The organism is Nitrosopumilus sp. b1 (genome assembly GCF_014078545.1).
GTDB lineage: Archaea > Thermoproteota > Nitrososphaeria > Nitrososphaerales > Nitrosopumilaceae > PXYB01.
Genome location: NZ_MU078732.1, coordinates 19,476 through 45,713, shown reverse-complemented (window position 1 = coordinate 45,713; position 26,238 = coordinate 19,476). Strand labels below are relative to the sequence as shown.

At 35.6% G+C, this 26,238-nt stretch carries 26 protein-coding genes and 1 tRNA gene; 10 read left to right on the top strand and 17 right to left on the bottom strand.

What is annotated here, in order from left to right; translation table 11 throughout:
* Positions 1-14 precede the first annotated feature (14 nt).
* Complete coding sequence (gene tgtA / locus C6988_RS09090) at positions 15-1,526, bottom strand: tRNA guanosine(15) transglycosylase TgtA (protein WP_182134829.1); 1,512 nt, start codon at positions 1,524-1,526, stop codon at positions 15-17.
* 33 nt (positions 1,527-1,559) lie between these two features.
* On the bottom strand, positions 1,560-2,111 hold the full coding sequence (locus C6988_RS09085; protein WP_182134827.1) for an adenylate kinase family protein: 552 nt from the start codon (positions 2,109-2,111) through the stop codon (positions 1,560-1,562).
* Between the two features lie 72 nt (positions 2,112-2,183).
* Here C6988_RS09085 and C6988_RS09080 point away from each other — a divergent pair, with 72 nt between their 5' ends.
* Both C6988_RS09080 and kae1 read left to right on the top strand, forming a co-directional pair.
* Positions 2,184-3,371, top strand: coding sequence for a redox-regulated ATPase YchF (locus C6988_RS09080; RefSeq protein WP_182134825.1), 1,188 nt, complete (start codon positions 2,184-2,186; stop codon positions 3,369-3,371).
* Between the two features lies 1 nt (position 3,372).
* Positions 3,373-4,356 (top strand): KEOPS complex N(6)-L-threonylcarbamoyladenine synthase Kae1, encoded by a 984-nt coding sequence (gene kae1, locus C6988_RS09075; RefSeq protein ID WP_182134823.1) that lies wholly within the window; start codon positions 3,373-3,375, stop codon positions 4,354-4,356.
* On the opposite strand, the gene C6988_RS09070 is transcribed toward kae1, so the two are convergent.
* Complete coding sequence (locus C6988_RS09070) at positions 4,350-4,676, bottom strand: PH domain-containing protein (protein WP_182134821.1); 327 nt, start codon at positions 4,674-4,676, stop codon at positions 4,350-4,352. The two genes, kae1 and C6988_RS09070, sit on opposite strands and share 7 nt — an antisense overlap.
* Before the next feature lie 37 nt (positions 4,677-4,713).
* Between C6988_RS09070 and C6988_RS09065 the strand changes: the two genes are divergently transcribed.
* Positions 4,714-5,334 carry a KEOPS complex kinase/ATPase Bud32 gene (locus C6988_RS09065; protein WP_182134819.1) on the top strand — a complete coding sequence of 207 codons (621 nt, stop codon included), beginning with the start codon at positions 4,714-4,716 and terminating at the stop codon, positions 5,332-5,334.
* The gene (gene rdgB, locus C6988_RS09060; protein ID WP_182134817.1) at positions 5,318-5,884 is read left to right on the top strand and encodes an RdgB/HAM1 family non-canonical purine NTP pyrophosphatase; all 567 of its coding nucleotides are present in this window, start codon (positions 5,318-5,320) and stop codon (positions 5,882-5,884) included. Before C6988_RS09065 ends, rdgB begins: the two co-directional genes overlap by 17 nt.
* Here rdgB and twy1 read toward each other — a convergent pair.
* Positions 5,847-6,869, bottom strand: coding sequence for a 4-demethylwyosine synthase TYW1 (gene twy1, locus C6988_RS09055; RefSeq protein ID WP_182134815.1), 1,023 nt, complete (start codon positions 6,867-6,869; stop codon positions 5,847-5,849). The two genes, rdgB and twy1, sit on opposite strands and share 38 nt — an antisense overlap.
* Before the next feature lie 138 nt (positions 6,870-7,007).
* On the opposite strand from twy1, the gene C6988_RS09050 reads away from it, so the two are divergent.
* From C6988_RS09050 to C6988_RS09035, 4 genes are all read left to right on the top strand, one after another.
* Positions 7,008-10,139: a thrombospondin type 3 repeat-containing protein gene (locus C6988_RS09050; RefSeq protein ID WP_342752382.1), complete on the top strand. Its 3,132-nt coding sequence runs from the start codon at positions 7,008-7,010 to the stop codon at positions 10,137-10,139.
* Between the two features lie 134 nt (positions 10,140-10,273).
* Positions 10,274-13,039, top strand: coding sequence for a thrombospondin type 3 repeat-containing protein (locus C6988_RS09045; protein ID WP_182134914.1), 2,766 nt, complete (start codon positions 10,274-10,276; stop codon positions 13,037-13,039).
* A 19-nt stretch (positions 13,040-13,058) separates the two neighbouring features.
* Positions 13,059-14,027: a tRNA dihydrouridine synthase DusB gene (dusB, locus tag C6988_RS09040; RefSeq protein WP_182134813.1), complete on the top strand. Its 969-nt coding sequence runs from the start codon at positions 13,059-13,061 to the stop codon at positions 14,025-14,027.
* Between the two features lie 9 nt (positions 14,028-14,036).
* On the top strand, positions 14,037-14,840 hold the full coding sequence (locus tag C6988_RS09035) for a hypothetical protein (RefSeq protein WP_182134811.1): 804 nt from the start codon (positions 14,037-14,039) through the stop codon (positions 14,838-14,840).
* An 8-nt stretch (positions 14,841-14,848) separates the two neighbouring features.
* Here the strand turns inward: C6988_RS09035 and C6988_RS09030 are convergent, their stop codons facing one another.
* On the bottom strand, positions 14,849-15,862 hold the full coding sequence (locus tag C6988_RS09030; protein WP_182134809.1) for a magnesium transporter CorA family protein: 1,014 nt from the start codon (positions 15,860-15,862) through the stop codon (positions 14,849-14,851).
* A gap of 275 nt (positions 15,863-16,137) precedes the next feature.
* Between C6988_RS09030 and C6988_RS09025 the strand changes: the two genes are divergently transcribed.
* Positions 16,138-16,209: transfer RNA gene (locus C6988_RS09025), tRNA-His, on the top strand.
* A 40-nt stretch (positions 16,210-16,249) separates the two neighbouring features.
* Here C6988_RS09025 and C6988_RS09020 read toward each other — a convergent pair.
* From C6988_RS09020 to C6988_RS09005, 4 genes are read right to left on the bottom strand one after another with little or no spacing between them, the layout of a single operon-like run.
* Positions 16,250-16,597, bottom strand: a complete 348-nt coding sequence (locus C6988_RS09020) for a hypothetical protein (protein ID WP_182134807.1) — start codon at positions 16,595-16,597, stop codon at positions 16,250-16,252.
* Positions 16,598-16,635: 38 nt separating this feature from the next.
* The gene (locus C6988_RS09015; protein ID WP_182134805.1) at positions 16,636-17,379 is read right to left on the bottom strand and encodes a class I SAM-dependent methyltransferase; all 744 of its coding nucleotides are present in this window, start codon (positions 17,377-17,379) and stop codon (positions 16,636-16,638) included.
* Between the two features lie 25 nt (positions 17,380-17,404).
* A complete protein-coding gene (locus tag C6988_RS09010) occupies positions 17,405-17,674 on the bottom strand; it encodes a UPF0147 family protein (protein ID WP_182134803.1) in 270 nt (89 codons plus the stop codon).
* A 24-nt stretch (positions 17,675-17,698) separates the two neighbouring features.
* Positions 17,699-18,007: a Rieske (2Fe-2S) protein gene (locus C6988_RS09005; protein WP_182134801.1), complete on the bottom strand. Its 309-nt coding sequence runs from the start codon at positions 18,005-18,007 to the stop codon at positions 17,699-17,701.
* Positions 18,008-18,057: 50 nt separating this feature from the next.
* Between C6988_RS09005 and C6988_RS09000 the strand changes: the two genes are divergently transcribed.
* Positions 18,058-18,867 carry a GNAT family N-acetyltransferase gene (locus tag C6988_RS09000; protein WP_182134799.1) on the top strand — a complete coding sequence of 270 codons (810 nt, stop codon included), beginning with the start codon at positions 18,058-18,060 and terminating at the stop codon, positions 18,865-18,867.
* Here the strand turns inward: C6988_RS09000 and C6988_RS08995 are convergent, their stop codons facing one another.
* The 8 genes from C6988_RS08995 to rpsB are packed head-to-tail and all read right to left on the bottom strand — an operon-like array spanning position 18,868 to position 26,235.
* Complete coding sequence (locus tag C6988_RS08995; protein ID WP_182134797.1) at positions 18,868-19,731, bottom strand: fumarylacetoacetate hydrolase family protein; 864 nt, start codon at positions 19,729-19,731, stop codon at positions 18,868-18,870. It abuts the gene before it with no gap.
* Positions 19,732-19,736: 5 nt separating this feature from the next.
* A complete protein-coding gene (locus C6988_RS08990; RefSeq protein ID WP_182134795.1) occupies positions 19,737-21,449 on the bottom strand; it encodes a glutamate--tRNA ligase in 1,713 nt (570 codons plus the stop codon).
* Position 21,450: 1 nt separating this feature from the next.
* A complete protein-coding gene (locus C6988_RS08985; protein WP_182134912.1) occupies positions 21,451-22,413 on the bottom strand; it encodes a polyprenyl synthetase family protein in 963 nt (320 codons plus the stop codon).
* A gap of 11 nt (positions 22,414-22,424) precedes the next feature.
* Positions 22,425-23,066 carry an isopentenyl-diphosphate Delta-isomerase gene (idi, locus tag C6988_RS08980; protein ID WP_182134793.1) on the bottom strand — a complete coding sequence of 214 codons (642 nt, stop codon included), beginning with the start codon at positions 23,064-23,066 and terminating at the stop codon, positions 22,425-22,427.
* 1 nt (position 23,067) lies between these two features.
* Entirely contained in the window at positions 23,068-23,811 is a 744-nt protein-coding gene (locus C6988_RS08975) for an isopentenyl phosphate kinase (protein WP_182134791.1), read from the bottom strand.
* A 23-nt stretch (positions 23,812-23,834) separates the two neighbouring features.
* Positions 23,835-24,779, bottom strand: a complete 945-nt coding sequence (gene mvk / locus C6988_RS08970; protein ID WP_182134789.1) for a mevalonate kinase — start codon at positions 24,777-24,779, stop codon at positions 23,835-23,837.
* The gene (gene amrB, locus C6988_RS08965) at positions 24,776-25,612 is read right to left on the bottom strand and encodes an AmmeMemoRadiSam system protein B (protein ID WP_182134787.1); all 837 of its coding nucleotides are present in this window, start codon (positions 25,610-25,612) and stop codon (positions 24,776-24,778) included. Before amrB ends, mvk begins: the two co-directional genes overlap by 4 nt.
* On the bottom strand, positions 25,612-26,235 hold the full coding sequence (rpsB, locus tag C6988_RS08960; protein WP_182134785.1) for a 30S ribosomal protein S2: 624 nt from the start codon (positions 26,233-26,235) through the stop codon (positions 25,612-25,614). Before rpsB ends, amrB begins: the two co-directional genes overlap by 1 nt.
* Positions 26,236-26,238: the final 3 nt, after the last annotated feature.

The following is a 26,238-nucleotide window of genomic DNA, read 5'->3' as shown; positions in this document are numbered from 1 at the left end:
CACTTTTTTCTTTTTTAATTTAGAGATTTTTTTCTAGCTGATCTTGGTATCTTTTTTGCAAAGAATACTAAAAATTCATCTTCTCTATCAAAGTAAACACTAGAAAAATTATTTTTTGCAAAGAATACTTCCCATGTCTTTCCAAATTCTGTATAGTCTTTTGAGTCCCTTTTTTTATCTGCCATTACATAATGAGATGCAGGAAACATATCTGAAATCTCAATTGGAACCAATCCCAAAAATGGATTGTAGATGCAAAACTGCACCAAATCAACATCTTTGAATTTATTTTCCAGTCTTTTGTATTCTGATGACAAATACGCTGGCTTTAGTTTAGTCTCTTTGAAAATTACTAATGTCTTGTTTTTGGTTCTAAACTTTCTAACTATATTATGAAATGATTGAATCTCTGGTCTAAACTGGTCTTCTTTTGAAAATAGAAAGATTGCCTTTTCTTTGAATTTGGGAGTTGTTTTAATGAAATATTTTGCATTATGGGTAAAAACATCAATAGTCTCAAAGAGTTTTGGATGTGCACGTGCCTTTTTTATGACATATTCCCACAATCTGCCTTCATGAATTGACTCTTTGACCCTCTCTACTTCAGATTTTATTGCATACAAATTATGCAATGCAAGATTGTTCTTCTTGTCTTCATAGGATAAACCCGACAACTCACTAGGCAAAAATTTAGAGCATACCTCACAGTTGCATGAAAATTGCTTTATCTCTGTAAGATGACGAGTGCCATCCTCTGTAATGTATCTATCTTGTTTTGCATATAGCATGTAAGAGGCAGAATCAAATGTATCGCAACCAAGTGCCACCGCAAAGGGAATTGTCAGTGGATGTCCGGCGCCAAAAAGATGTAGTGGAATAGAAGGAGGAATCTGCTTTTTTGCAGCCACAATCATCTCTGCTAGTAGCTTGTACTCATATGATTCCATAAATTCAACTGGACTTCCAAGTGCAAGCATTTCAAATCCCTGGTTTACAAGTGCTTGAGTTGATTTTTTCACCAAATCAAAATGCTCTCCTCCTTGAATTGGGCCAACCCAAATTTGCCCGTTATCCTCACTTGACTCTAATGTTTTCTTTGATACATCAAGTGTGTGTTTGACATAATCTAAGGCAAGCTTCTTTGGTAATCCAAATCCTGTTGGCTTGTCCAAAGGAATTGCAATGTCTGTTTTGATTCCAGTCTCAAATTTTGCCATCTCTTCATGTGAAACTTTGACCTTTCCGTATTCAAGAACTTGATACCCTCCTGAATCAGTCATTACTGAACCATCAAAACCAATTATGTCGTGAATTCCTCTTTGGATGGCTTCCTCTCCATAATTATTTTTTGTAATGTATGCATTAGTTATTACAAGATCAAAACCAAGCTCACGAAATTTTTTTGCTGGAATAGATTGTTTTACAGGATGAATTACAGGAACAAATGCCGGCGTCTCAATCTTTCCGTGATTTGTCTGTAGTATCCCAATTCTTGCAGCAAGATCACTTTTTATTATTTCAAACAATGTAAGATACCAAATATTTGATTCATTATTAAATCAGTAGGAAAAGAATTTTTTTAAATGATCTTTATCTGCTATTAGACTGAGCCAGTCAACATTATCGCTTTTTTTATTTCCATTTGCTGCTTTCATTACGTCCTGAACCGTTTTTTTAATTGTCTTATTAGTGGTATCAATTTGGATGCATTTTGTTTTTCCAAATTCTTTCATGGAATCATAAGCTATGATTCCTAAAATTTCACTATCAAGATTCTCTATAGATTTCTTTTTTGAATATCTTCTTTTTTTATAAATTGAATTGAGTTTGTATGGGTTTTTTCTTAAAATGATTACTTTACTTACTTGATCCTTTGATAACACATATGGCGCCAAATGGCCAACTGTAATTGAATTTTTCAAAACTTTTTTCTTCAAGTAACGCTTGATTTTTTTTACATCTACATCAATCACACCATTATTTTTTTCATAAAAATTTGATTCTAAAGCAATTTTGTTAATATCACAAATTTCAGAATTTAATTTTGTTGCAATTATATTTGCTATGGTGTGTTTTCCAACTCCAGGATTTCCTGTAATTACTAGCGACATATTCTATCAGAAAAGAATCTAGATTAAATCATTGCTGCAATACTAATATGTATAATCTGATTTTGATTTTCCATGCAAATTGGGCTGTTGGGAAAAGCAAACGTTGGAAAATCAACATTTTTTTCAGCAGCTACTGAAACATCTGTCCCAATTGGTAACTTTCCATTCACCACCATTGAGCCAAATGTTGGGGTGACACACATCAAAACTGATTGTGCATGTAAGCACTTTGGAATTTCTCATAATAGTCAATTCTGTATTAATGGAACGCGATTTGTTCCAGTAAAATTAATTGATATAGCTGGTTTGGTTCCAGATGCACACAAAGGAAAAGGATTAGGAAATCAGTTCTTAGATGATGCAAGACAAGCAGATGCGTTAATTCATGTTGTTGACATTGCTGGAACAACAGACATTCAAGGCCAACCTGTCAGTGTTGGCAGTCATGATCCTCTTGAAGATGTCAAGTTTGTAGAAGAGGAATTTGTACAATGGTTTAATCAAATCCTAAAACGAGAATGGCAAAAAATTTCAAAGGAGATAGAACAAAAAACTACAAAGCTTGTCGAGGGTATTACAAAACGCTTTAGTGGACTTGGAATAAAGGATTTCCAAGTGCAGTCTGTTTTGCAACACACAGGACTGCAAACAAAAAAAGTCTCAGAATGGAATGATGATGATCTTTATAATTTTGCCAAAGAACTGCGTAAAATTACAAAACCAATCTTGATTGCAGCCAACAAGGCCGATTTGTGTAAAGATTTATCCATCATAAAAAAAATTCAGGACACAATTGTTATTCCTTGTAGTGCTGAATCTGAGCTCTTACTAAGAAAGGCCTCCAAATCTGGAATGATTGAATACGTTGCAGGCAGTGAGAAATTCACAATAAAAGAAAACTCACTAAATCCTCAGCAAAAAAAGGCATTAGATCTAGTTTCGTCTGTATTAGAAAAGATCACTACAACTGGTATACAATCTGCACTAAACAAAACTGTTTTTGATCTCTTAAAATTTATCGTAGTGTATCCTGTAGAGGATGAAACCAAATTTACAAACAAAGACGGCAAAATTTTCCCAGATGCAAAACTTTTACCACTTGATTCAACTGCAAAGGAATTAGCAAAGATCATTCATGCTGATATCGCAAAAGGATTCCTTCATGCCATTGACTGTAAAACAAAACAACGAATTGGTGCTGATCATAAATTAAAAAATGGAGATGTAATCAAGATTGTTTCAAGTATGAGTAGAGGATAACATGTTATGTTTAGGCGTTGAAAGCACTGCACACACATTTTCTTGTGCAGTTCTTGAAAAAAATAATAAAAAAGGAAAAATTCTCTCTGATATCAGAAAGATCTATAGGCCACCGGAAGGTGCAGGCATACATCCTCGCGAAGCATCTAGACATCACATTGAAAATAGCGCACAGGTTTTACAAGAAGCATTACAAAAAGCAGACGTATCAATTTCTGATTTAGATATCATTGCATATGCTGCAGGGCCTGGACTAGGACCATGTCTACGTGTTGGTGCAATAGTTGCACGTTCCCTAGCATCATATTACAAAATTCCAATTTATCCTGTTAATCATGCACTAGGACACATTGAGCTAGGAAAGCTATTAACCGGATCTAAAAATCCATTGGTACTATTAGTTTCTGGTGGACATACAATGTTGCTTGCATTGACATATGGTAAGTGGCGCGTATTTGGTGAAACACTTGACATTACGTTGGGACAGCTATTAGACCAATTTGGTCGTTCACTGGGATTTTCATCACCATGTGGAAAACAAATTGAATCACTGGCTCTTCAGACAAACTTGTATGCATCACTACCTTATTCTGTCAAAGGAAATGATGTTTCTTTTTCTGGATTATTATCTGCAACAAAGTCTCTAATCCCTAAAGGAAAAGAAATTGCATGCTTTTCATTACAGGAAACTGCGTTTGCAATGATATCTGAAGCAGTAGAGCGCGCTTTGGCATTTACACAGAAAAAAGAGCTAATGGTCGTCGGTGGTGTAGCTGCAAATAAGCGACTCTCACAAATGCTTCATCAAGTTTGCAAACGACAACATTGTAAATTTTTTGTTGTGCCATTGGAATATGCTGGGGACTGTGGCTCACAAATAGCTTGGACTGGTCTACTTGAATCAACAACTAAGAGTGGCGCAAAATTAGATGAAACCTTTGTTAGGCAGTCATGGCGATTAGACTCTGTAGAAATCAGTTACTGATTTTTCGCTTCTTCAATGGCATCTTGAAATGTTTCTAACCAACTACCGTTACTGAAAACACCAAATTTGTAAGACTTTTCTCCATCTTCGGTTTCTACTGAAAAACATACTTTTTTCATAAGTAATCCTTCCTTCCACACTTTTTTTATTTTTACGAGTGGCACATCAATTACAGTATCTCCAAATTTCTTTGAAAAGTCCATTATTCTTCCCCTAGTTTTATCAAATGCAATTCTTTTGTTTGTAATAGTAAGAATTCCTGGACCAAATCCATCCTCGCTGCAATCTTCTTGCCTGATTTTTTTTTCATCACTTTCCATAATTAGCTTTTAATCACATCTTATGGATATAATTTTAATGAAATTACTCAAAAAAGGAGCCGAGGGGGACCTTTTTCTTACCAAATGGAATGAAAAAAAATCAATACTCAAAATTCGTAAGAAAAAAGACTATAGAATTACACAGCTTGATGAAAAAATTAGAAAACAAAGAACAATTCATGAGGCAGAAATAATCTCCAAAGTCAAAGAATTTGGTGTGTCTACACCATTAATCTATCAGGTAAATCTTAGTCAGTTTAGCATTTTGATGCAATTTATTGATGGAAAGACCATTGGTCAACTTCCACCTAAATTGATAGTTGAAAAGTGCAAGCAAATTGGGAAGATTGTAGGAATTTTACATATTAATGGTATAATGCATGGTGATCTAACTACCTCTAATTTTATTTATTTTAAGAAGAAAATTTTTCTTATTGATTTTGGATTATCAATTAAAACAGAAAAACCAGAAGATCATGCTGTAGATCTTAGGCTGTTTAAGGAAATTCTAAACAGCGCTCATGCAAAAGTAATTGATTCTGCATGGAAAAATTTCTTATCTGGATACAAAAATACTATGGGTGCTTCGCGATTTAGTAAAATTATTCATCTAGTTTCAGTAATAGAGAGCCGAGGTAGATATGCGACAGTCGTATGATTTGATGTTTGCATCTTCAAATAAAAACAAATACAATGAAGCAAAAGAGATCCTTACAACTTTTAACATTGCCTTGGGATTTTACAAATGTGAATTAGAAGAAATACAATCTGATTCATTAAAAAAAATTGCATCACATAAATCACAAAACGCATTTTCAAAATGTAAATGTCCAGTCATAATAGAAGATGATGGACTTTTTATTGATGCATTAAATGGATTTCCAGGTCCATACTCATCATATGTCTTTAAAACAATTGGAAACAAAGGAATTCTTCGACTAGTAAGTTCGGATCTGAGAGCAAAATTTACTTCTATCATATCTTTTAGTGATGAAAAAAACTCGTCAAAAATATTTGAAGGAACCATTTTAGGGAAAATTTCACAAAAAGCATTAGGAAATGGATGGGGTTATGATCCAATCTTTATTCCAGAGGGAGAAACAAAAACATTTGCGCAGCTTGAAAATAAAAATGTTTTATCCCATAGACACAAATCATTAGAAAAATTTGCTAAGTGGTTTGGTAAGCAGGTATCCATCGATCGATGAATCGTTCCATATTTTGCAAGACTACTATTCTTGATATGGTACTAACATCCATTACAGAAAACATTTTACTTTGTCGCGCAAGTTCTTTGGAAAATTGTTCCACTTCATTAAACTCTAACATATTGTCTCGTTCTAACCTGTTTCGTGAGCGTCCAATATGCATGTAGGACTTTATTTCTATAAAGTTTGGGCTTGATTCATTAATCATTTTTGCAAAACTAGGAATCATTTCGTTGATGTTATTGTAATCTCGAATTAGAGTTATTCTAAGAACAGTCCTAGTGTCTAGATGTTTTAGCATTCCTAATGTTTTGTTCCATCTTTCCCATGAATCATTGTACCGAGGACGATTTATCTTCAAAAATGAATTGTAATCAGCTGCATTAGTTGAGAGATATAGCTGTGTTGGTAAAGCATCCTCATCAGCTAATCTTTGTATCATGTTTGGCTCTTGGCCGTTCGTCACTAGGAAAATTGATTTTGTACTTTTTAGTGATTTTAGATATTTGATCAACTCTGGTAATTTTGGATACATTGTTGGTTCACCAGACAATGAAATTGCGTAATGACTTGGTAATCTAGACTCATCTAATTTTTGTTTGTCATTTCTTTTATCACCATAATATCCCATGATCAATTTTTCTCTTTCTTCCATCAACTTTGTCAGAATTTGTTCTGGTTCTGCAACTTTTTCTGGTTCCATTGCTAATGAATCATAAAATTCCATCGGTCTCCAACAATATACACATCTATTTTCACAATGCATTCCGGCAGGAGAAAACTCCATGCATCGATGTGTGGAGATTCCATAAAACTTGTGCTTGTAGCAATCTCCTTCATTCTTGAATGATTTCTTTGTCCAATGACATAATTCTACAGTAGAATGATCTGAGACTCCGTACTTTGCTTTTTTTAATTGCTGCATTACATTTGGCTTTATCTGAATAAGCTCTTCTTCTTCAACAATTTCTCCTGAGCAACTCACGTCGATAATTTTCTGATTGATTTACTTAAACTGATCGCAATATCATTGATGAAAATTTCAAATTCTCAAAAAATCCACTTTGTGTGGAAAATTTTAGAGTGAGGTTTAATAACAGGATCGTGAAGGTATGGTTGGGCGTTGACATCAAAATTCACTCTTGGCTTCATATTTTTACTAATTTCTACTCTGACTAGCATTCCTATGCAGTCAGTCTATGCTGCAGATGATGACTTAGATAATGATGGAGTTCTCAATGATTCTGATAGATGTCCAAATTTACAAGAAGATTATTTAGGTAATATTGATGGATGTCCATCAAAATTTGTTCCATGGTATGATAAGGACTTTGATGGAATTGAAGATCATATAGATGCATGTCCAACTCAAAGAGAGCGTTATAATAATTTCCAAGATGAAGACGGTTGTCCTGATGTTGCTCCATCCAGTGGAGGAAAAGGTTTGCCAGATACTGACGGTGATGGTTTTGTTGATGATGTCGATTTATGTCCTAACCAACCAGAAACATTCAATGGCATTTCTGATAGAGATGGTTGTCCGGACAAATTAATGTCATCAAGAGACTCTGATAGAGATGGAATCCCTGATGATGTTGATCAATGTCCACTTAGCGCTGAAACTTACAACAAATTCCAAGACCTTGACGGTTGTCCTGACTCTATAACAAGTTCTACATTTTTAGACTCTGATAACGATGGCATTGAAGATAAATTTGATTTATGTATCTTTGAACCAGAAACATTCAATGGTTACAATGACTTGGACGGTTGCCCTGATGCTGAATCTGATTCATTTTTCTTAGATACTGACGGTGATGGCATTGCTGACAAATATGATACATGTCCCACTGAACCAGAAACCTTTAATCGATTTGCAGACTATGACGGTTGTCCAGATACTATACCAAACTTTTCAGCTAGTTTAGGTGACACCGATGGTGATAGAGTCAAAGACATTGATGATGCATGTCCACTCGAACCAGAAAGATACAATGGATTTGAAGACGAAGACGGTTGCCCTGATATTCCACCATATTCAACTGATAGAGACTCTGACAGAGATGGCATTTTAGATAGTAATGATTTATGTCCTGATGCAAAAGAAACTTACAACAAATTCCAAGACTCTGATGGATGTCCAGACTTTGTTTCATCAGGTAAAGATATAGCTGACTCTGATGGTGATGGAATACCTGATGTAGATGACTCATGTCCTAACCAACCAGAAACATTTAACGGAATTTTAGACAGAGACGGCTGTCCAGATTCTTCATCAACTAAAGACTCTGATAGAGACGGAATTGCAGATGCAAATGATGCATGTCCAACCGCTGCAGAAACTTACAATAAATTTGAAGACTCTGATGGATGTCCCGACTTTGTTGCTAGTGCTGGATTATTAGATGCAGACGGTGATGGAATTGCCGATATTAATGATTCATGTCCACTAAAGCCTGAAACTTTCAATAACTACAAAGATCAAGACGGTTGTCCTGACACAACTCCATTCCCTGATGCAGACAGAGATGGTGTTGCAGATGCTAGTGATGCATGTCCAGGAGAACCCGAAACTTGGAATAGGTTCCAAGATGATGATGGATGTCCTGATTCTGATGGTGGAGACACTGACGGAGATGGAATTCCAAACTCAGTAGATGCATGCCCACTTGAACGTGAGAGATTCAACAATTTTGAAGATACAGACGGTTGTCCTGACATTCCACCTTATAGCTCAGACAAAGACACTGACCGAGATGGAATTTTCGATAGTCTAGATCTATGTCCTAATGCTAGAGAAACTTACAATTTCTTCCAAGATACAGACGGTTGTCCTGATTCTGTAGTGTCTGGTAAAGATGTTTCTGACTCTGACGGAGACGGAATAATTGATCTTGATGATAGATGTCCTAACCAACCAGAAACATTTAACGGAATTTTAGACAGAGACGGTTGTCCTGATAACAATTTATCAAAAGATACTGATGCAGATGGAATTGCAGATGCAAATGATGCATGTCCAACCGCTGCAGAAACTTACAACAAGTTTGAAGACTCTGACGGTTGTCCTGACTTTGTAGACTCTACAAAAATATTCGATGCTGACGGTGATGGAATCACTGACTTGTTTGATAGATGCCCAACAAAACCTGAAACAATGAATAATTACATGGATGACGATGGTTGTCCTGACTTGGCCCCATTCCCTGATGCTGACGGTGATGGTGTAAGTGATAGTCAAGACCAATGTCCAACCGAGTCAGAAACTTGGAATCGTTTCTTGGACCTTGACGGTTGTCCTGATGCAATAAGAGAAAATGACTCTGATTCTGATTTCATTTTGAATATTAATGATGCATGCCCACTTGAACCAGAAAGATACAATGGTTTCCAAGATGAAGACGGCTGTCCTGACATTCCACCATATACAATGGAAGGTGATTCTGATTATGATGGTATTCCAAACTCAGTTGATCAATGTCCTCTAATCCCAGAACGTTACAACAAATTCCAAGATGAAGACGGCTGTCCTGACTATGTTGCATCTGATGCAAACGTTCCTGACTCTGATGGAGACGGAATAATTGATCTTGATGACAGATGTCCTAACCAACCAGAAAACTATAATGGTATCTTAGACCGTGACGGTTGTCCTGACACATCATCATCTAAAGACACTGACTTTGATGGAATTGCAGATGCAAATGATGCATGTCCACTTGCAGCAGAAAACTATAATCGATTTGAAGACTCTGATGGTTGTCCAGATTTTGTAGATGTATCGATATCTGTTGACTCTGATGGAGACGGAATTATTGATAAAAATGACATTTGTCCAAATCAACCAGAAACATTCAATGGTATTCTTGACTCTGATGGCTGTCCAGACGAAACCCCATTCCCTGATGCAGATGGTGACGGTGTCAGAGATAGCTTAGATTTGTGTTCTACTGAAGCTGAAACTTGGAACAGATACATTGACTTTGATGGCTGTCCAGACGAAATTCCATCAGTAGCATCAAAGTTTGACTCTGATGGTGATGGAATATATGATAATGATGATCTCTGTCCAGCAGAAAAAGAAACATGGAATAAATTTGATGACTCTGATGGATGCCCAGATGTAGTTCCAGAGCAATCAAGATATCTTCATGATACTGATCTAGATGGAGTTCTCAACGAAAATGATCTCTGTCCTACAGAGCCTGAAGATTATGATGGTGATAGAGACACCGATGGCTGTCCTGATCCATAAACCTCACATTTAGTACATTTTTCAGAAATCTAATTTTTGATCTTCAAAACTGAAATTCTAAGAAATTTAGTCCAACTAGCTAAAAATTTACCGTGACGTTTAATAAAGACGTCTTGGCAAAACCGACGGGGAGTATGAGAAAACACCACATTTTGGGATTCCTATTGTTGCTAGTATCAACTATTTCAGCAGTACCAATTGCCTCACATGCAGCACCAAATGATGTTGACGGTGATACAATTGCCGATGCTGTAGATGAATGCCCATTTGTAAAGGAGGACTTTGATGGACCTCTTGATGGATGTCCATCTAATTTTGTTCCCTGGTATGATGCAGATTATGACGGAATTCAAGATCATTTAGATAACTGTCCAACAGTAAAAGAAAATTATAACAAATATCAAGATGAAGACGGCTGTCCAGACGTTCCAGTTACTGGAAGTCCCGATGAATTCATAGATTCTGATAAAGATGGATTTACAGATGCAATTGATTTATGTCCTAACCAACCAGAAACATTCAATGGATTTTTAGATTTTGATGGTTGTCCTGATAATTATTTACCACTAAAAGATTCTGATCAAGATGGTATTCCAGATGCTGTAGATGAGTGTCCATTTGAACAAGAAGTTTACAATAAATTCCAAGATATCGATGGTTGCCCTGACTCTGCACCATCTGTAAGCACTGATTACACATTCCCTGATACTGACGGTGATGGAATTGATGACAGATGGGACTCTTGCATAAACGAGCCTGAGAACTTTAACAATTATTTAGATTGGGATGGTTGTCCAGATGTCCCTGGACATACCTCTGATGGATTAATTGATACTGACTATGATGGAATTCCAGATTCATCAGATCAATGTCCAACAGAACGAGAAAATTATAATAAATTTGAAGATGAAGACGGCTGTCCTGATGTATTAAACCTCCAGTCAACAGGTGATTATGATTCAGATGGTATTGGGGATCTTTTAGATAAATGCCCATTCAGTAGAGAAGTTTACAATAAATTCCTTGATGAAGACGGCTGTCCTGATTACATTGGTACTGAGAAAGCAACACCTGACTCTGACGGCGATGGAATTAATGATTACTTGGACTTATGTCAGATGCAACCAGAAACATACAATGGATTCTTAGACCAAGACGGCTGTCCTGACAAAGTATCCAGTGGTGACTCTGACAGAGATGGCATTCCAAATAACATTGATCAATGCCCAAATGTTCCTGAAACATTTAACAAATTCCAAGATTGGGACGGCTGTCCTGATTCTGTAAGCTCTGACAAATCAGCATACCAATTTGCAGATACTGACGGTGATGGAATCGAAGACAGATGGGATTCTTGTATTTCAGAACCTGAAAATTATAATCAATATTTAGACTGGGACGGTTGTCCCGATGTACCTGGAACCACTGGTGGTAGCGTTATTGATACTGACTATGATGGAATTCCAGATGATTTAGATCAATGTCCAACTGTTGGTGAGCGTTACAACAATTATTATGATGAAGACGGTTGCCCAGACATCCCACCCTATCTATCTGGCATCGATGCAGATTCTGATGGCATACCTGATAACGTAGACCTATGCCCACAAATCAAAGAGACTTACAATAAATTCCAAGATGATGATGGCTGTCCTGATTATATTGGAGGCCAAAAATCTACTCCAGACTCTGATGGTGATGGTATCGTAGACGTTTTAGATTCATGTCCTAACCAACCAGAAACATTCAATGGATTCTTAGACCAAGACGGTTGCCCAGACACTTCATCAACAAAAGACTCTGACAGAGACGGAATTGCAGATAGATTTGATCAATGTCCAAATGTTCCAGAAACTTACAACAAATTCCAAGACCAAGACGGTTGCCCAGATTCTGTGACCTCTGGAATGGCAGAATTCCAATTCCCAGATACTGACGGTGATGGAATCGAAGACAGATGGGACTCTTGCATAAACGAGCCTGAGAACTTTAACAATTATTTAGATAAAGACGGTTGCCCAGATGTTCCTGGCGTCTCTGTTGAGGGATTACTTGATTCTGATGATGATGGAATCCCTGACTTTGAAGACATGTGTCCAACTGCAGGCGAAAGATACAATGGATTCCAAGATGATGACGGTTGTCCAGATGTACAACCATATTTAGTTGATCGTGATACTGACTTTGATGGTATTCCTGATAGCGTAGACCAATGCCCACAAACTAAAGAAACTTACAACAAATTCCAAGACTCTGACGGTTGCCCAGACTTTGTATCTGGCCAAGCAGGAATTGCTGACTCTGATGGCGACGGAATTGCTGATGTCATAGATTCATGTCCTAACCAACCAGAAACATTCAATGGATTCTTAGACCAAGATGGATGTCCTGACACTACTACTTCAAGAGACTCTGACAGAGATGGCATTCCAGATAATGTTGATCAATGTCCAAATGTTCCTGAAACTTACAACAAATTCCAAGACTCTGACGGTTGCCCAGATTCTGTGACCTCTGATGCAAAATCATTCCAATTCCCTGATGCAGATGGTGATGGTATAGAGGACAGAAAAGATCAATGCAAAAATGATCCTGAAAACTATAATGATTATCTAGACTGGGACGGTTGCCCAGATGTAATCCCTGCTGGTAACACAGATCCAACTCGCCCAGATGCTGATAATGATAACATCCCTGATGATCAAGATTCCTGTCCAACTCAACCAGAAACATGGAACAAGTACAAGGATAATGACGGCTGTCCTGATGTTGTACCTGAGCAATCAAGATTTGTACACGATGATGATTTAGATCAAATCATTAACGATGAGGATCTGTGTCCTACTGAGCCTGAAGATTATGATGGCGATAGAGACTCTGACGGTTGCCCAGACCCCTAACCTCCTGTAGTCTTTCATAATGAGTCAATTACCTAAGTTTTCCAGTAAGGCATTCTTAGCTCCAATGGCTGGAGTTAGTGATCCTGCATTACGATTATTGTGCAAAAAGATGGGTGCTGGCCTGGTAGTTACTGAATTTACTAGCATTCACAGTATCATTGCAAAAGAGAAACAATTAAAAAAAAATCAAAAACAAATTTGTGAATTCATTGAATTTTCTGAAGATGAGAGACCATTATCGGTACAACTCTTTGGCTCTGATCTAAAGGCATTAGCAAAAGCTGCAAAAATCGTCGAACCGTTTTTTGACATTATAGACTATAACATGGGGTGTCCTGCACCGCACATCACACAGCAAATGGCAGGAGGTGCATTATTACAGGAATCAAATCTTACAACAATGATATTCGAAACGCTAGTTGAAAGCGTTAACAAACCTGTCACATTAAAAATTCGAGCAGGTGTAACCTCTGCAAATCGATTTTTGTTCAAAGATATTGCACAGATAGCCCAAGACAAGGGAATTCAGATGATTACTTTGCACCCAAGAACAGTCAAACAAGGATATTCTGGTTATGCTGATTGGAGTCTAATTAAAGAGCTCAAAGAATTAGTTGACATTCCTGTAGTGGGAAACGGTGACATTACATCTCCTGAGATTGCTAAACAAATGTTTGAATCAACAAAATGTGATTATGTGATGATTGGTAGAGGAGCAATGGGAAATCCACATCTTTTCAAACAAATTAACGAATATCTGGAAAATGGAACATACGAAAAATCCTCACTCAAACAAAAAATTGGAATCTTCTTTGAGTATCTAGAAATTGCAACAAAATTTAAGATAAGATTTTCAAATATCAAAGGTCAAGCAATGAGTTTTACTAAAGGCATCAATGATGCAACTAAGCTTCGAGGAAAAATCACACTTTCAAAAAATATCAAAGATCTCGAAAGTATAATGTATCAAGCATATTCTCAATATTGAAGAAAATTAATGAAAAATAAATTCTACGTAATTATTCCGATAGTCGCATTTGTAGTGATTTTTTTTAATGCGTTCTTTGGACATTTAATTTTTAGCTCTGGATCTGATGAAACAATTAACAAATATTCGATCTATGTGCACTTGCAACCTGAATGGAATAGCTACCCTGGGAATATTCTCTTTGATGTAACTACAACATGGACACGACCAAATGCCAACATATACTCATTTGATTATGATACAAACCTTGAACCACAGGAACAAAATTTTAACCAACTTGAATTTCTTGGGGAAAAATCATTCATCGAATTACAGCATGAGTTTAGCAATTGTGAGTCAAGCTGGAAGCCCATTTTATACAGATATGCTATAGATACTGTCAGAAACAGAATTGAATTTTTTCAGGGAAATGAACTCAACGGGGATCCATATGCATCCTCATTTCCAATCAAAAAAAATCTCAACTATGATCTAAACTCACAAAATGAAAAAATTCGAGGTGGGTATGTACAGTTTGTTCCCATCTGTACTGATAAAGAAATCACATCCTATGAATTCAGTCTTAAAATTAATGACAAAAAGAATGGATTTGATGTCTACTTTGTTCCCTCAAATGAGTCAATCAACGAATTTGTAAGTGGTGGAAGTTTTTCTCACTACTCGGAGGCTTCCTGCTTTGGGCAAAATTATCAGAGCTTCAATGGATATTGCAATAATGTGGACAAAGACAGTGGGTTGATGATTGTAATTCCTGATGAAATGAATCTGTCACTAACTAAAGTGGTTGTCAGCCTAATTGAGAAAAAGCAGTGAGTGATTTCTTAATCACTTAGCCAGCCCAGCTTTCTAAAGTACATGAACATCAATCCTGCAGGTATTACCGAGGCAAGAATAACTATGATGAAAGTAGTATATCCACCATCACTTCCAACACTTTCAATTCCTCCCGGAAGATTTACGTTCATTCCATAGAACGTACCGATTACTGTGGCAGGAATTGCCAAGGTGAAAATTATGGTCAAAACGGCAAGAACTTTGTTTGTCTTTTCAGTACTGAGCATAAAATCAGTATCTTTGTAAATTTCCATGGTTTCTCTTGACTCTTCTAATGTGTCAATCACCTTGTCTATGTGGTCTATGATGTCATCAAAGTATAATGTAAGATCTGTTTCAGAGAATCTTGGAATGTGTTTTGTAGTTTCCAAAACAATTCTTTTCAAGGGGTTGACAATGCGTCTTAACATCGTAATCTCTCTTCTTAAGACTGAGATCTTTCTTGCAGCAGATTTCTTTTCATCAAATACACCCTCCTCAATTTCATCTAAATTAGCTACAATCTTTCGTAAAGTGTGTAACAAATCGTCTACTAGTACATCAATTATTTCATGCAGTAACATACCAGTTGATTTACCTAGTAATCGTTTTTTTCTCTCTGGATCAAAATCCCCTTTGCAAATATTTACCAGATCAAGTAATGGTTTCAAATCTCCTTGATGAACAGTTATCAAAAAATTTTTTCCCAAAAATACAGAGAGCTGGCTGTACTTGGGCATGAATTGACTTGATGCCAATGGAGGAAAATGAAGTATAAGAAAAATATGCTCAGAATAACTATCAAGCTTTGGTAATTCAAATTTTGTAAGACAGTCTTCAATGTTTAGAGAGTTTAGGTTATACTGTTTTGCTAATTTTTCAACATATGCCCTATCTGGATTTTGCAAGTCAATCCAAGTAAATTTCTCACTTTCTACGGTCTCTACCTTCTGCTCTATTCCAGAACTCTCTGATAATTTCTTTCCTGCACGTAATTTTTTTGTAATAAATTCCCGTTTCAAATCGTCAACTTTGCAGATAATTCAAATAAAAATCTGTGCGTCATATTTACGCACAAAATCATAAAAATCATTTACACTGTGGAGATAGATTATTTACAGCCAAGGAAGATAATAATTAACTCCAGCCCATGTAACTGCTGCTGCAATTGCCATGCCTACCCACCAACCTTTGGATTTCATATTTCGAATACTGTTTTACTTTATAATAAATCTAAAGATAATTTTCTGATTAAAAATCAAAGATTATTACTGGAAAGCATGAATTGATGAGCGTGGCCCTCGTAGTATAGTGGTTAGTATAGGGGACTGTGGATCCCCGGACAGGAGTTCGATTCCCCTCGAGGGCCCTCAAATAATTATCAGGTATTTTCTGAAATCAGTATTTATCTAAAATATTCCGTACTTGCTAGATTCCATCTCTTCTTTAATTGCTAACTTGAATCGTGGAGTCTTATTTTCAATTTTTTGAGTTAACCAAGTTAAGAATTTTTTATCAACCCCTTTGCCTTTTAATCTACTAAAGTCATCTCCCATTTGCACTGCCAATTTGTTGACAACTTCTCTGTTAACGCTTACAACAAAGAAATGCCAGCCAAAGGCAAATTCTGAATCTGTAATAACAAATTCATCCTCTCCATGAACCATTTCTTCCAATAATGATAGAGTGGATGTTATCTGCTTGCTAGTTTTATCATAATCGACTGCAGAAACATTGATGTTGATTCTTTCTTGCATATTTGAATAATACCTCTTACAAAATAAAAGGATTACAGCTATTTTTTCAACAAGTGTTCGATCTCAATATTGAAGAAATTTCGCAATATGCCAATATACGTTTTAATTGATTCTGGAATTTCATCACCACACGCGACTCCTAAATTTTTAGCGTTAATCCAAATCACTAGAGATTGAATAATTGTCAAAAATCTATCATTTTCAGATTCGGGACCACTTATTGCTTTGGTGTATCGTTCAGCAAATTCCCATGCTGTGACAAAGTCAATACACTTAACCCCGAAAATTGCTAATAGTTGTTCCTGCAAATCCGTAGCCTTTTTGAATGGGACCTCGTTGATTATGTATGGAAACTGTACTTTTTCTGGAATGCATTCAGGTAAGGGACTCCAAATTGTAATGATTCTACAATTATTTAATGAAACAAACTTTTTCATCATTTTTTCAATAATTGCTTCATCAGTGAACCAAAATAGGATTACAGTAGCATCAGAAATATCTGATTCTGAAATGTCTTGACAAAATAAATCACAATCTACTCTTTTCTTTGCTTGTATGATTTTTTCTTTGTTGGTATCTATCCCAACGGCTTTTCTTACATTAAATTCCTTTATAGCAATTTCAAGTCCTTGTCCTGTCCCGCATCCCAAATGATAAAAAATATCCTTTTCTGATAATTCGGCAAATCTAAAGATGTCTCTTAAGGAATTTGTCGGAAGCTCTACGTCTTCCCCAGAGATAATTTCTTGGGGTAATGATTTTAGATAATCTTCAATTTTCATTGACAATAATAATCATCAAAGAAATTTATTCTCTTATTCCTTCCAGCTTTGATACTGCCTGCCAAAGTGTTACACGAACATATGATGGCATGTTTGGATCTTGTGTTATATCATCTAGCATACTTATTGCATTGGCAGCCCTAACTGACATGGAATATTCTTTATTTCCTAAATCTGCTAATAGATCAGTGATATTTTTTTTGATGGTCTTTGGAGTTGAGGGGTTAGATGCTATTTGATTAAGAGTATCTATTGCTTCCTTCAATGATTCTTTATTTTTATCGTCGCTTGCCATAACTCTTCTTTAATATCTCTGATATTATACCTCAACAAATACATCGTCTGATTCTACTACAACTTTGTAAGTGCCCAAATTTCTGATTTTAGCTGGAAATTTTTCTAGATTGCCATTTTTACAATTAAACTGTGCCCCATGCCATCCGCAAGTTACTGTGGAGCCTTCAATTTTTCCTTCAGACAAACTGGCCCCTGCATGAGTACAGGTATCATCTACTGCAAAATACTCACCATCCAAATTAGTTACAAGAATATCTTTACCATCAATTGATACTTTACAGAGCTTTCCTGGGGTAATGTCTGATACTTTACCCACAATAATCTTACCCATGGGCGATCTCAATTAACTATTCTTAATAATTTTTCTACTTGAATCTCTTCATGCAAGTACTAAATGCCCTAAAATCTGATAAAAACGATGTAATCAAATTTTGCAAGAATACGTTTTCCTGGGGTGATTATATCTCTGAAATATGGGATTATTGGTATTTAGAGGGTAATCTGTTTGTAGTACGTGAAAATAATTCTCCAGTAGCATTATCTCATGCATCTATCTCAAAAAAGTATCGGCAAGTATGGATTGAAGGCATAAGAGTAAATCCAAACTTTCGCAGGAAAGGCTATGCATCATCACTTATACAACATTCTGAAAAACAAGCAATAAAAAATGATTGCTTAAGCTCTTTTATGTTAATTGAAACAAATAACAAAAACTCTTTGGAATTATCTAAAAAGCTTGGATATGTCATAAAAGAAACGTGGAATTTTTTTTCATTATTGCCGGAAAAACCAATCTCTTCTCAGATTGAATTTATTAACACCAATACTAAAATTTTTGACCTGATGAGATCCCTAGAACTTTTCTATGTAGACTCTTGGCGGTGGTATCCATTAAATGATCAGCAATTATCACGACTAGTTGAAAATCAACAAATAATTTACTCCAATGATAATAATGAATACTCCGTTGCTGTAATTACATCTTCAACGCATTTTGCCAAAACGATGATCGTTACTTTGCTCTTCGGAAATGATTTGGGAATTAAAAAACTTCTTGACTATTCCAAACATCTGGCTAATACACAGAATTTTAAGCGCATACAAGTTCTAACAAAATTAAACAAAATTAATAATTCACAAGTCATTATAAAAAAATTATCTTTTTACTTGATGTGGAAAAAACTTGAATGATTAATCATAAAATTTTATTGTGTTGGTTATCATTCCTAAACTCTCAATCTCCATTTCAATTTTGTCTCCATCTTTTAGGTAATCAAATTTTGAGCTGTTTAAAGCAACACCAGCAGGAGTACCGGTCGAAATAATGTCTCCTTTTTCCAATGTCATTACTTTGCTTAATTTTGAAATAATTTCTGGAATTTGAATTGACATCTTTGATGTGTTTGAATCCTGTCTGGTTTCGCCGTTAACTTTTGTCTTGAGCCAAAGATTTTGTGGATCTTTAATCTCATCTTGAGTGGTTATCCATGGGCCGCAAGGTGCAAATGTATCAAATCCCTTTGCTCTTGTGAACTGTTTGTCTTTAAATTGAATGTCTCTTGCAGATACGTCATTTAAAATCATGTAACCGAAAACTGAATTCATAGCTTCTTTCACATCAAGGTCTTTAGATTTTTTGCCAATAATTAGAGCTAATTCCACTTCATAATCTAACTGAGTAACAAAGCTCGGGCAAACAATTTCAGAATCTGTAGAATTGATAGCCGTTCTAGGCTTAATTACAATTGCCGGGTCTGTTGGAGGAGTAAGTCCTTGTTCTTTTGCATGATCAGAGTAATTGAATGCAAGGCATATGATCTTTGAAGGATTAGGAATTGGTGCTAAAACCTTGAATTTAGATAGCGATTCATCATATGGCAGGCTATCGAATTTTTCTCTGACCTCTTCATACCACCCATCAAAAAGAAAATCCTTGATACTAATAGGAATGGGAATTCCTGTGGCATAAGTAATCTCTTCTTTGGTAGCTACTTTGCCATTTTTGATAATACCATAAGTTTCCTTTTCTCCATTCAATAATCGTACTATCTTCAAATTAATCACTTGTGGGTAAAAATTGCTTGATTTTGGGAGTCTTTTCTGCAGTATCCAAATCGCATAAATTGTATTTTTGCATCCTCTTTTAGTTCTAGGAAATGTGACTCTGTATAAACTTCTAACTCTTCTAAACTGTCTTCATTGTACGTCTCTTCGATGAATAATTGTTTTGGGATGAGGATTTTTATTTTATGTACATTTTTTTCTGGAATCCATTGTGCTTTTGGAAAATCAACATCCATGTTATCATCAGTATATTCTGCAATGATTTCTGGAGCATTATTAACAATTTTGATGTTACCTAGCCCCATCAATCGCAAATGTGAATTTATTTCAAGATTGTTTTCAGCTTGTACTTCGACCAAAACGTTTTCTTCAACTTCTATTCTTCTTTTACCTAGATCTTTTGTTGGGTGATTTGGAACTTCTACGTGTTTTGAAGGAAGTTTTTTTATTGTTATCTTCTTTGGATTTTGTATCATAAACAATCTAATGCTTTCCCCATCGATAATTTTCCTGTTGAATGATTCTAAAGCATCAAACGGTGCCAGAGTGTCTGATTTGGTAAATCCTAGCGATAAGATGAATTTTCTTATTGCTTGCGGTGTGATACCTCTTTTTTTCATAGCCTCTAGAGTGGGTAGTCTTGGATCGTCATACGATGCAATTTTTCCCTCCTCAATTAGGGGTCTTAGGACTCTTTTTGAGACTGGCATTCCTTTAAACTCCAGGCGTGAAAATTCTCCCATCTTTGGCTTGCGCATTTTTAGTGCATCAAGAATTGCATCATACAACTCATTTCGCAGTTCATATTCTTTTGATCTAAATGCGTGGGTGACTCCATCTATACTATCCTCAATTGCTACTGCAAAATCATAGCTTGGCCAAACTCTATATTTTTCTCCTAAAAGCGGATGTTTTCCCTCAATAATTCTAAAAAGTACTGGATCTCGCATTACAGTATTCTCTGAATTCATGTCTCCACGAAATCTTACTATTGCTTCTCCGGGCTTGTACTTTTCAAACATTTTATTCCATCTTTCATTATTTTGTTTCAAGTCACCTTTACTGCATTTACATGCCTTCATCGCTCTTCGATTTTTACTGATATCGTCTCTCTTACACGTACAGACATAGGCACTATCAGAGTTGATTATTTGCATTCCTTTTTCATACAATAATTCCATATCATCAGAAGTGTTTTTTACCACATCATAATGAATTCCAAGCCATTCTAATCCTACTTTGATTGCTGCGTAATATTCTAGTCTCTCACTTTCTGGATTGGTATCATCCATTCTGAGAATTTTTTTTCCGCCATACTTGTTTACGTATTCTTCATTGATTATTGCAGCTTTTGCATGACCTATGTGGGGATATCCATTTGGCTCAGGCGGAAATCTCGTCACAACCTTTCCATTTTCAGCTCCTTCTAACGGGGGTAGTCCTTGTTCTTCCTTGGCTTGTTTCTCTTTCGGCTCTAAAATATCTGGAAACAATGATTCAATCTCTGATCTTTGCTCTTCAAGTGAAAGCTTGTTAATCTCACTTACTATTTCTGAAATCTCTGAAATAATCTCTTTTGCTTTACTTCGATATTCTGGTTTTGTTCCTAGTATTTTTGATAAGACAATTTTGTCTTGAGTCTTTCCATCATGCTCAAAGGCATTTTGTAAGGCAAATTTACGAATATCATTTTTTAACTGATCATCCAAATTACAGACTCCTTTTTACAACAAAATCTAACAGTGAGATGAGTTCATCCTTTGAAGGTCCTGAATAGGTTCTCAAAGATTTTTTTGCAAGCTGCGCATATCTTAGGGCTTGGGCTCTGACAGTTTTCTCAATTCCTAATGAACGGATAATCTTGACAGAATTTTCAAGTTCTTTTTTTGTAGTTTTTGCATTTCCAAATGACTTTAGTAATGCTATCTTGTCTCTTCCCTTTGCTTTTTTAATTGCCAGTAAAATCGGTAATGATTTTTTCCCTTCCCTTAAATCATTGCCTACTGGTTTTTTTGTAATTTTGGGATCACCCATTATTCCAATCAGATCATCTGTAATTTGAAATGCAATCCCAAGATTTTTTCCAAATGATGACAAATTCTTGATGTCCTTGCTCTTTCCATTTGCACATATTGCACCCATTGAACATGATACGTCAAATAGCGCAGCAGTTTTCTTCCCTATCATTTTAATATATTCAGCTTCTGAAGGAATTTTTTTACTACTTGCCATTCCAATATCTAGTAATTGGCCTTCACAAACATCGACACAGGCTTTTGCTAATCTTGCAACAAGTTTTGATGAAATCTCTGGTAAAAGATTTGATGTAGAAATTAACTGATAAGCTTTTGAAAATAATACGTCTCCAGCTAAAATGGCAATTGGCATACCAAATTTATTATGAACTGTTGGAACTCCATGCCTCATTTCATCATTATCCATTATGTCATCATGAACAAGTGTGAAATTGTGTATCATTTCCACAGCTGCTGCAGCTGGCAATGCTTCAGAATCTTTGCCCTTTAGAATTTGAGAACTCTTCATGACCATAAATGGTCTAAGTCTTTTTCCTCCATTTACTATGAGGTGTCCTGCAGCGTTATAGAGTAACTTTGGTTCTCCTTTTAGCTTTGTTTTTAGGTATTTGTTTACATTTTTTGCATTATTTTTCATTGATTTCTCGTTCAATCACTTACATGCCTCCAATTGTTGTCTGGAAGATGAAGTTTAATTGCCTTTTCTAATGTTTCTCTGATTTCTTTTTGTGTCCAATCCTTAAAAATTTCATTGAACTTTTGTAATGCATCTTTTTTTGATAATGGTATGAGGTAAAGTGCAATAAGCATCCAAGGGCAGTAGATCTTTGTATTATCTTTCAATTCAAAGATTAATTCTTTAGGTGTAATCCATTTCAATTCGCTAATTTCATCATCCACCAAACTAAATTTTGCATTTTTATCTACAATCCCAATTAACGTCCCACACATTTCATTCTCCGAACCTATATCCTTGTAAGGCACATGGTATTCAAATTTGAAAAGATAATCCATCTTACACGGTATGCCAACCTCTTCAGGCATTCGTCTTTCAGCTGATGAGATGTAGGTCTCTGATTCTCTTGGGTGACTAGCTACTGTGCCATCCCAATCTCCAGGCCATAACATCTTACTAGAACTACGTCTGGTGAGTAGTAATCTTCCCTCTTTATCAAAAAGTAGCGCTGTAAATGCCCTGTGTAACTTGCCATTTGGTAGATGACACTTTACTTTTTCTTCCTTTCCAATAGGATTATCATTTTTGTCGACTAGTATGACATATTCTTCCATTTTATTTACCTCGAAACAACGTGCCCTCAAATTTCTTTCCATTTACGGCTGTGACTATTCTTTCAGGTTTGTTACCATTTACAAAAAATACATCTAATCCAAATCCTGAAATTTTTGTTGCTTCCTGAACTTTTCTAGTCATGCCGCCTGTAACATCCATTGAATTTTCTGTTATTGACAGCTTTTGATTTTTTACCTCCTGAATTAATTTCTTAGATTTTAGGTCTGAATATAATCCATCCTCATTTAAAACAAAAATACTCAATCTTGGTTTTAGTATTTTTGCAAAGATCGTCATAATTTTATCACCTGACAAAATGAATGATTTTTTATTCCCGTACCATAACGCATCACCAAATGTTATTGGAATAAGATTGGATTTAGAAATTTTTTCAATCTCATGAATCTTTTTGGATATTGGTTTATTGCCAAACATAAAATCTGTTGGAGGGATTGAATATGGATTTAATTTATTTTTTAAAAATGAGTCAAGTATAATCTTGTCTAATTCAATCATTGAATTTTTTACTATTGAAACACCTCTGGGACTGTAAGATGCCGGCTTTGTGTGCATATCGAATTTAACTGACCAGTAATGCCCAAACGAACCTCCGCCATGAACTACGATTATTGGCTCATGAATTTTTTTGATATTTTTTATGATCTTATCTATTACTTTTGGTTTAGGGGAAAGAGGTTTTTCTTTATTAGTGATAATTGAACCGCCTAGCTTTATCAGGATCATGTATGTTTGAACAAAATAGGGAATTAAAAAGTATTCAATCCTTCAACCCCAATTTTTGTAGTAAAGCATTCGTATTTTTCTCGCTTTAAATTTTGTAGGGTTTCATTGATGTTAGAATCATTTACCAATGCAATAATGCATCCACCGCCTCCTGCTCCAGTGATTTTTGCTCCAAATGATGATCTCTCTGCAATTGCAATCATTGTTTGTAGTTTTTCATTTGATACTCCGATCTTTTCTAAATACATTTGATTTTCATTCATACATTTTCCAAGACTTACAATGTCATTATTCATAATTGACTCCTGTGCTTTTTGAATTAGTTTTGATTCTTGATTACACAGCTCTGAAAATTCAACATTATTTTTTTTCCTAAATTCATTTACTTTTGTTACAACTTTATTTGTTGAATGAATGATCGTCGAGTTGGCAATTACTAGACTAAAACTAATTTTTGATTTAATAGGGTGAAATTCGCCCATATCATACTCTATAATTCCTCCATGTGCGCTGATTGTGGTATCTGCTCCTGATGCTCTTTCAAATACAGTTTTTTCTGCATCTATAGATAGCTGAACGATTTTCTCTTTTGAAAGTTTTGAGAAAAGTGCAGAAATCGAACCTGCTGCTGCAACACAGCATGCAGAGGATGAACCCAATCCTACCCCTGATGGTATTTCTGAATTAATTTCGATACTTATTCCTGCATTGTGATTAAATTCTTCCATCATCTTCTTTGCTATGAAAATAAACGGCTTAAACGATGATTTGATTTTTGAAATAGGCTCTGAAGAGTTAACTGAAATTTGTCCTAAATCTGATTTTACGATTATCTTTTTATCACTAATTATTTCGGAAGAAACTGTCACTCGCTTATCTATGGAGCATAATATTGCTTTTGTTCCATGTACGACAAAATGTTCTCCAAAAAGAATGACTTTTCCTGGGGCTGAAGCTGTTGATTTCAAGAAAAAACTATCGACCCATATCCTACTACAGAACTCTTTTCTCCAGTGATATCTCCACTTGTTGCATATTTTAGAAGTTTTCCCTCTGTTGCTCCTAGTTCCTTAGATGCCTGCATTGTTGCAGCAATAGCACCATAGCCACATGCACTAACTTGTTTTTCTTCTAAAACTTTGTAGAACTCATCGATATCCAATCTCAAAATTGGCTCGATTAGTGCTTTATCTTGCTTGTGTGCAACATCATTTGGCTCGTAGTGAGTAAAATCTGATGAACCAACAATCATGACTTTATTTTTTTTTGAAATTTTTGCAACTGCCTTTCCCAATTCCACTGTTGTTTTTTTCGTTTGATCAATTAATGATATTGGTAATATCTTAAATGCATTTTGGAATGCTTCTTGCAACATTGGAATCTGTACTTCAATACTATGCTCTTTTGTATGTGAAAACAAATCCAACTCAACAAAATTTATTTCATTAACTAGCTCATCAGCTAATTTGGAATCAACAATTACTTCTCCAAGAGGAGTTTCCCAAGTACATTCTTTGATGGATGATACATTGCAACCAATTCCCCAATGATTGGGTCCAATTATGATAAATGTTTCATATTGATTTGCTGATATTTCATAAACTGAATGACATGCAATTGGTCCAGAATACATGAATCCAGCATGGGGACAAATCATGCCGATAATATTTTTTTTCGATGAGCTTGGCGGTAAGCTTTTTGGTCCAAAGGAATGCAGGTAACAATCATGAATGGATTTTTTTAATTGATTTTTTTCGCCGGCGTAGAACATTCCGGCTACTGCCGGTGTTCTAACCTGCATCAGTCTAAGGCCTCATCAGAAATTTTGGTCTCAAAGTCATCAATTTCGTACTTCATTGATTCATCTTCTTTGAGATCACCCTTTTCAATTAAAATTTCTCTGGCCAATAACCAGTATACTGTTGCAAGTGCTTTCCTACCTCTGTTGTTTGCAGGAATTACCAAATCAACTTTTGATGTGATGTTGTCTGTGTTTGCGACTCCAATCACAGGAATTCCTGCATTGGTAGCTTCTGTAATTGCCTGATCATCTACTTGAGGATCAGAAATTAACAATAATTTTGGTTCAATATAGTATGGTAATGATGGATTTGTCAGTGTGCCTGGCATAAATCGTCCTAATTTTGCAGATGCCCCTGTCAGTTCGCAGAATTTCTCAATTGGCATATTGGCATACTCTCTTCCTGAACAAACGATTACTTTGTCTACTCCAATTCTGTTGATGAATTTTGCAGCTGTCTTGATGCGCTCTAATGAAATGTCTAAATCAATCATGTAAAGGCCTTCAGGACTGGCTTTAGTGATGAATGGTTTCATGAATTTGGTTTTTACCTGAGTACCAACTCTGATTCCTGTGGATAGGATTTTCTTCTTAATATCTTCAGTTTCTGCTTGCTGACTCATATC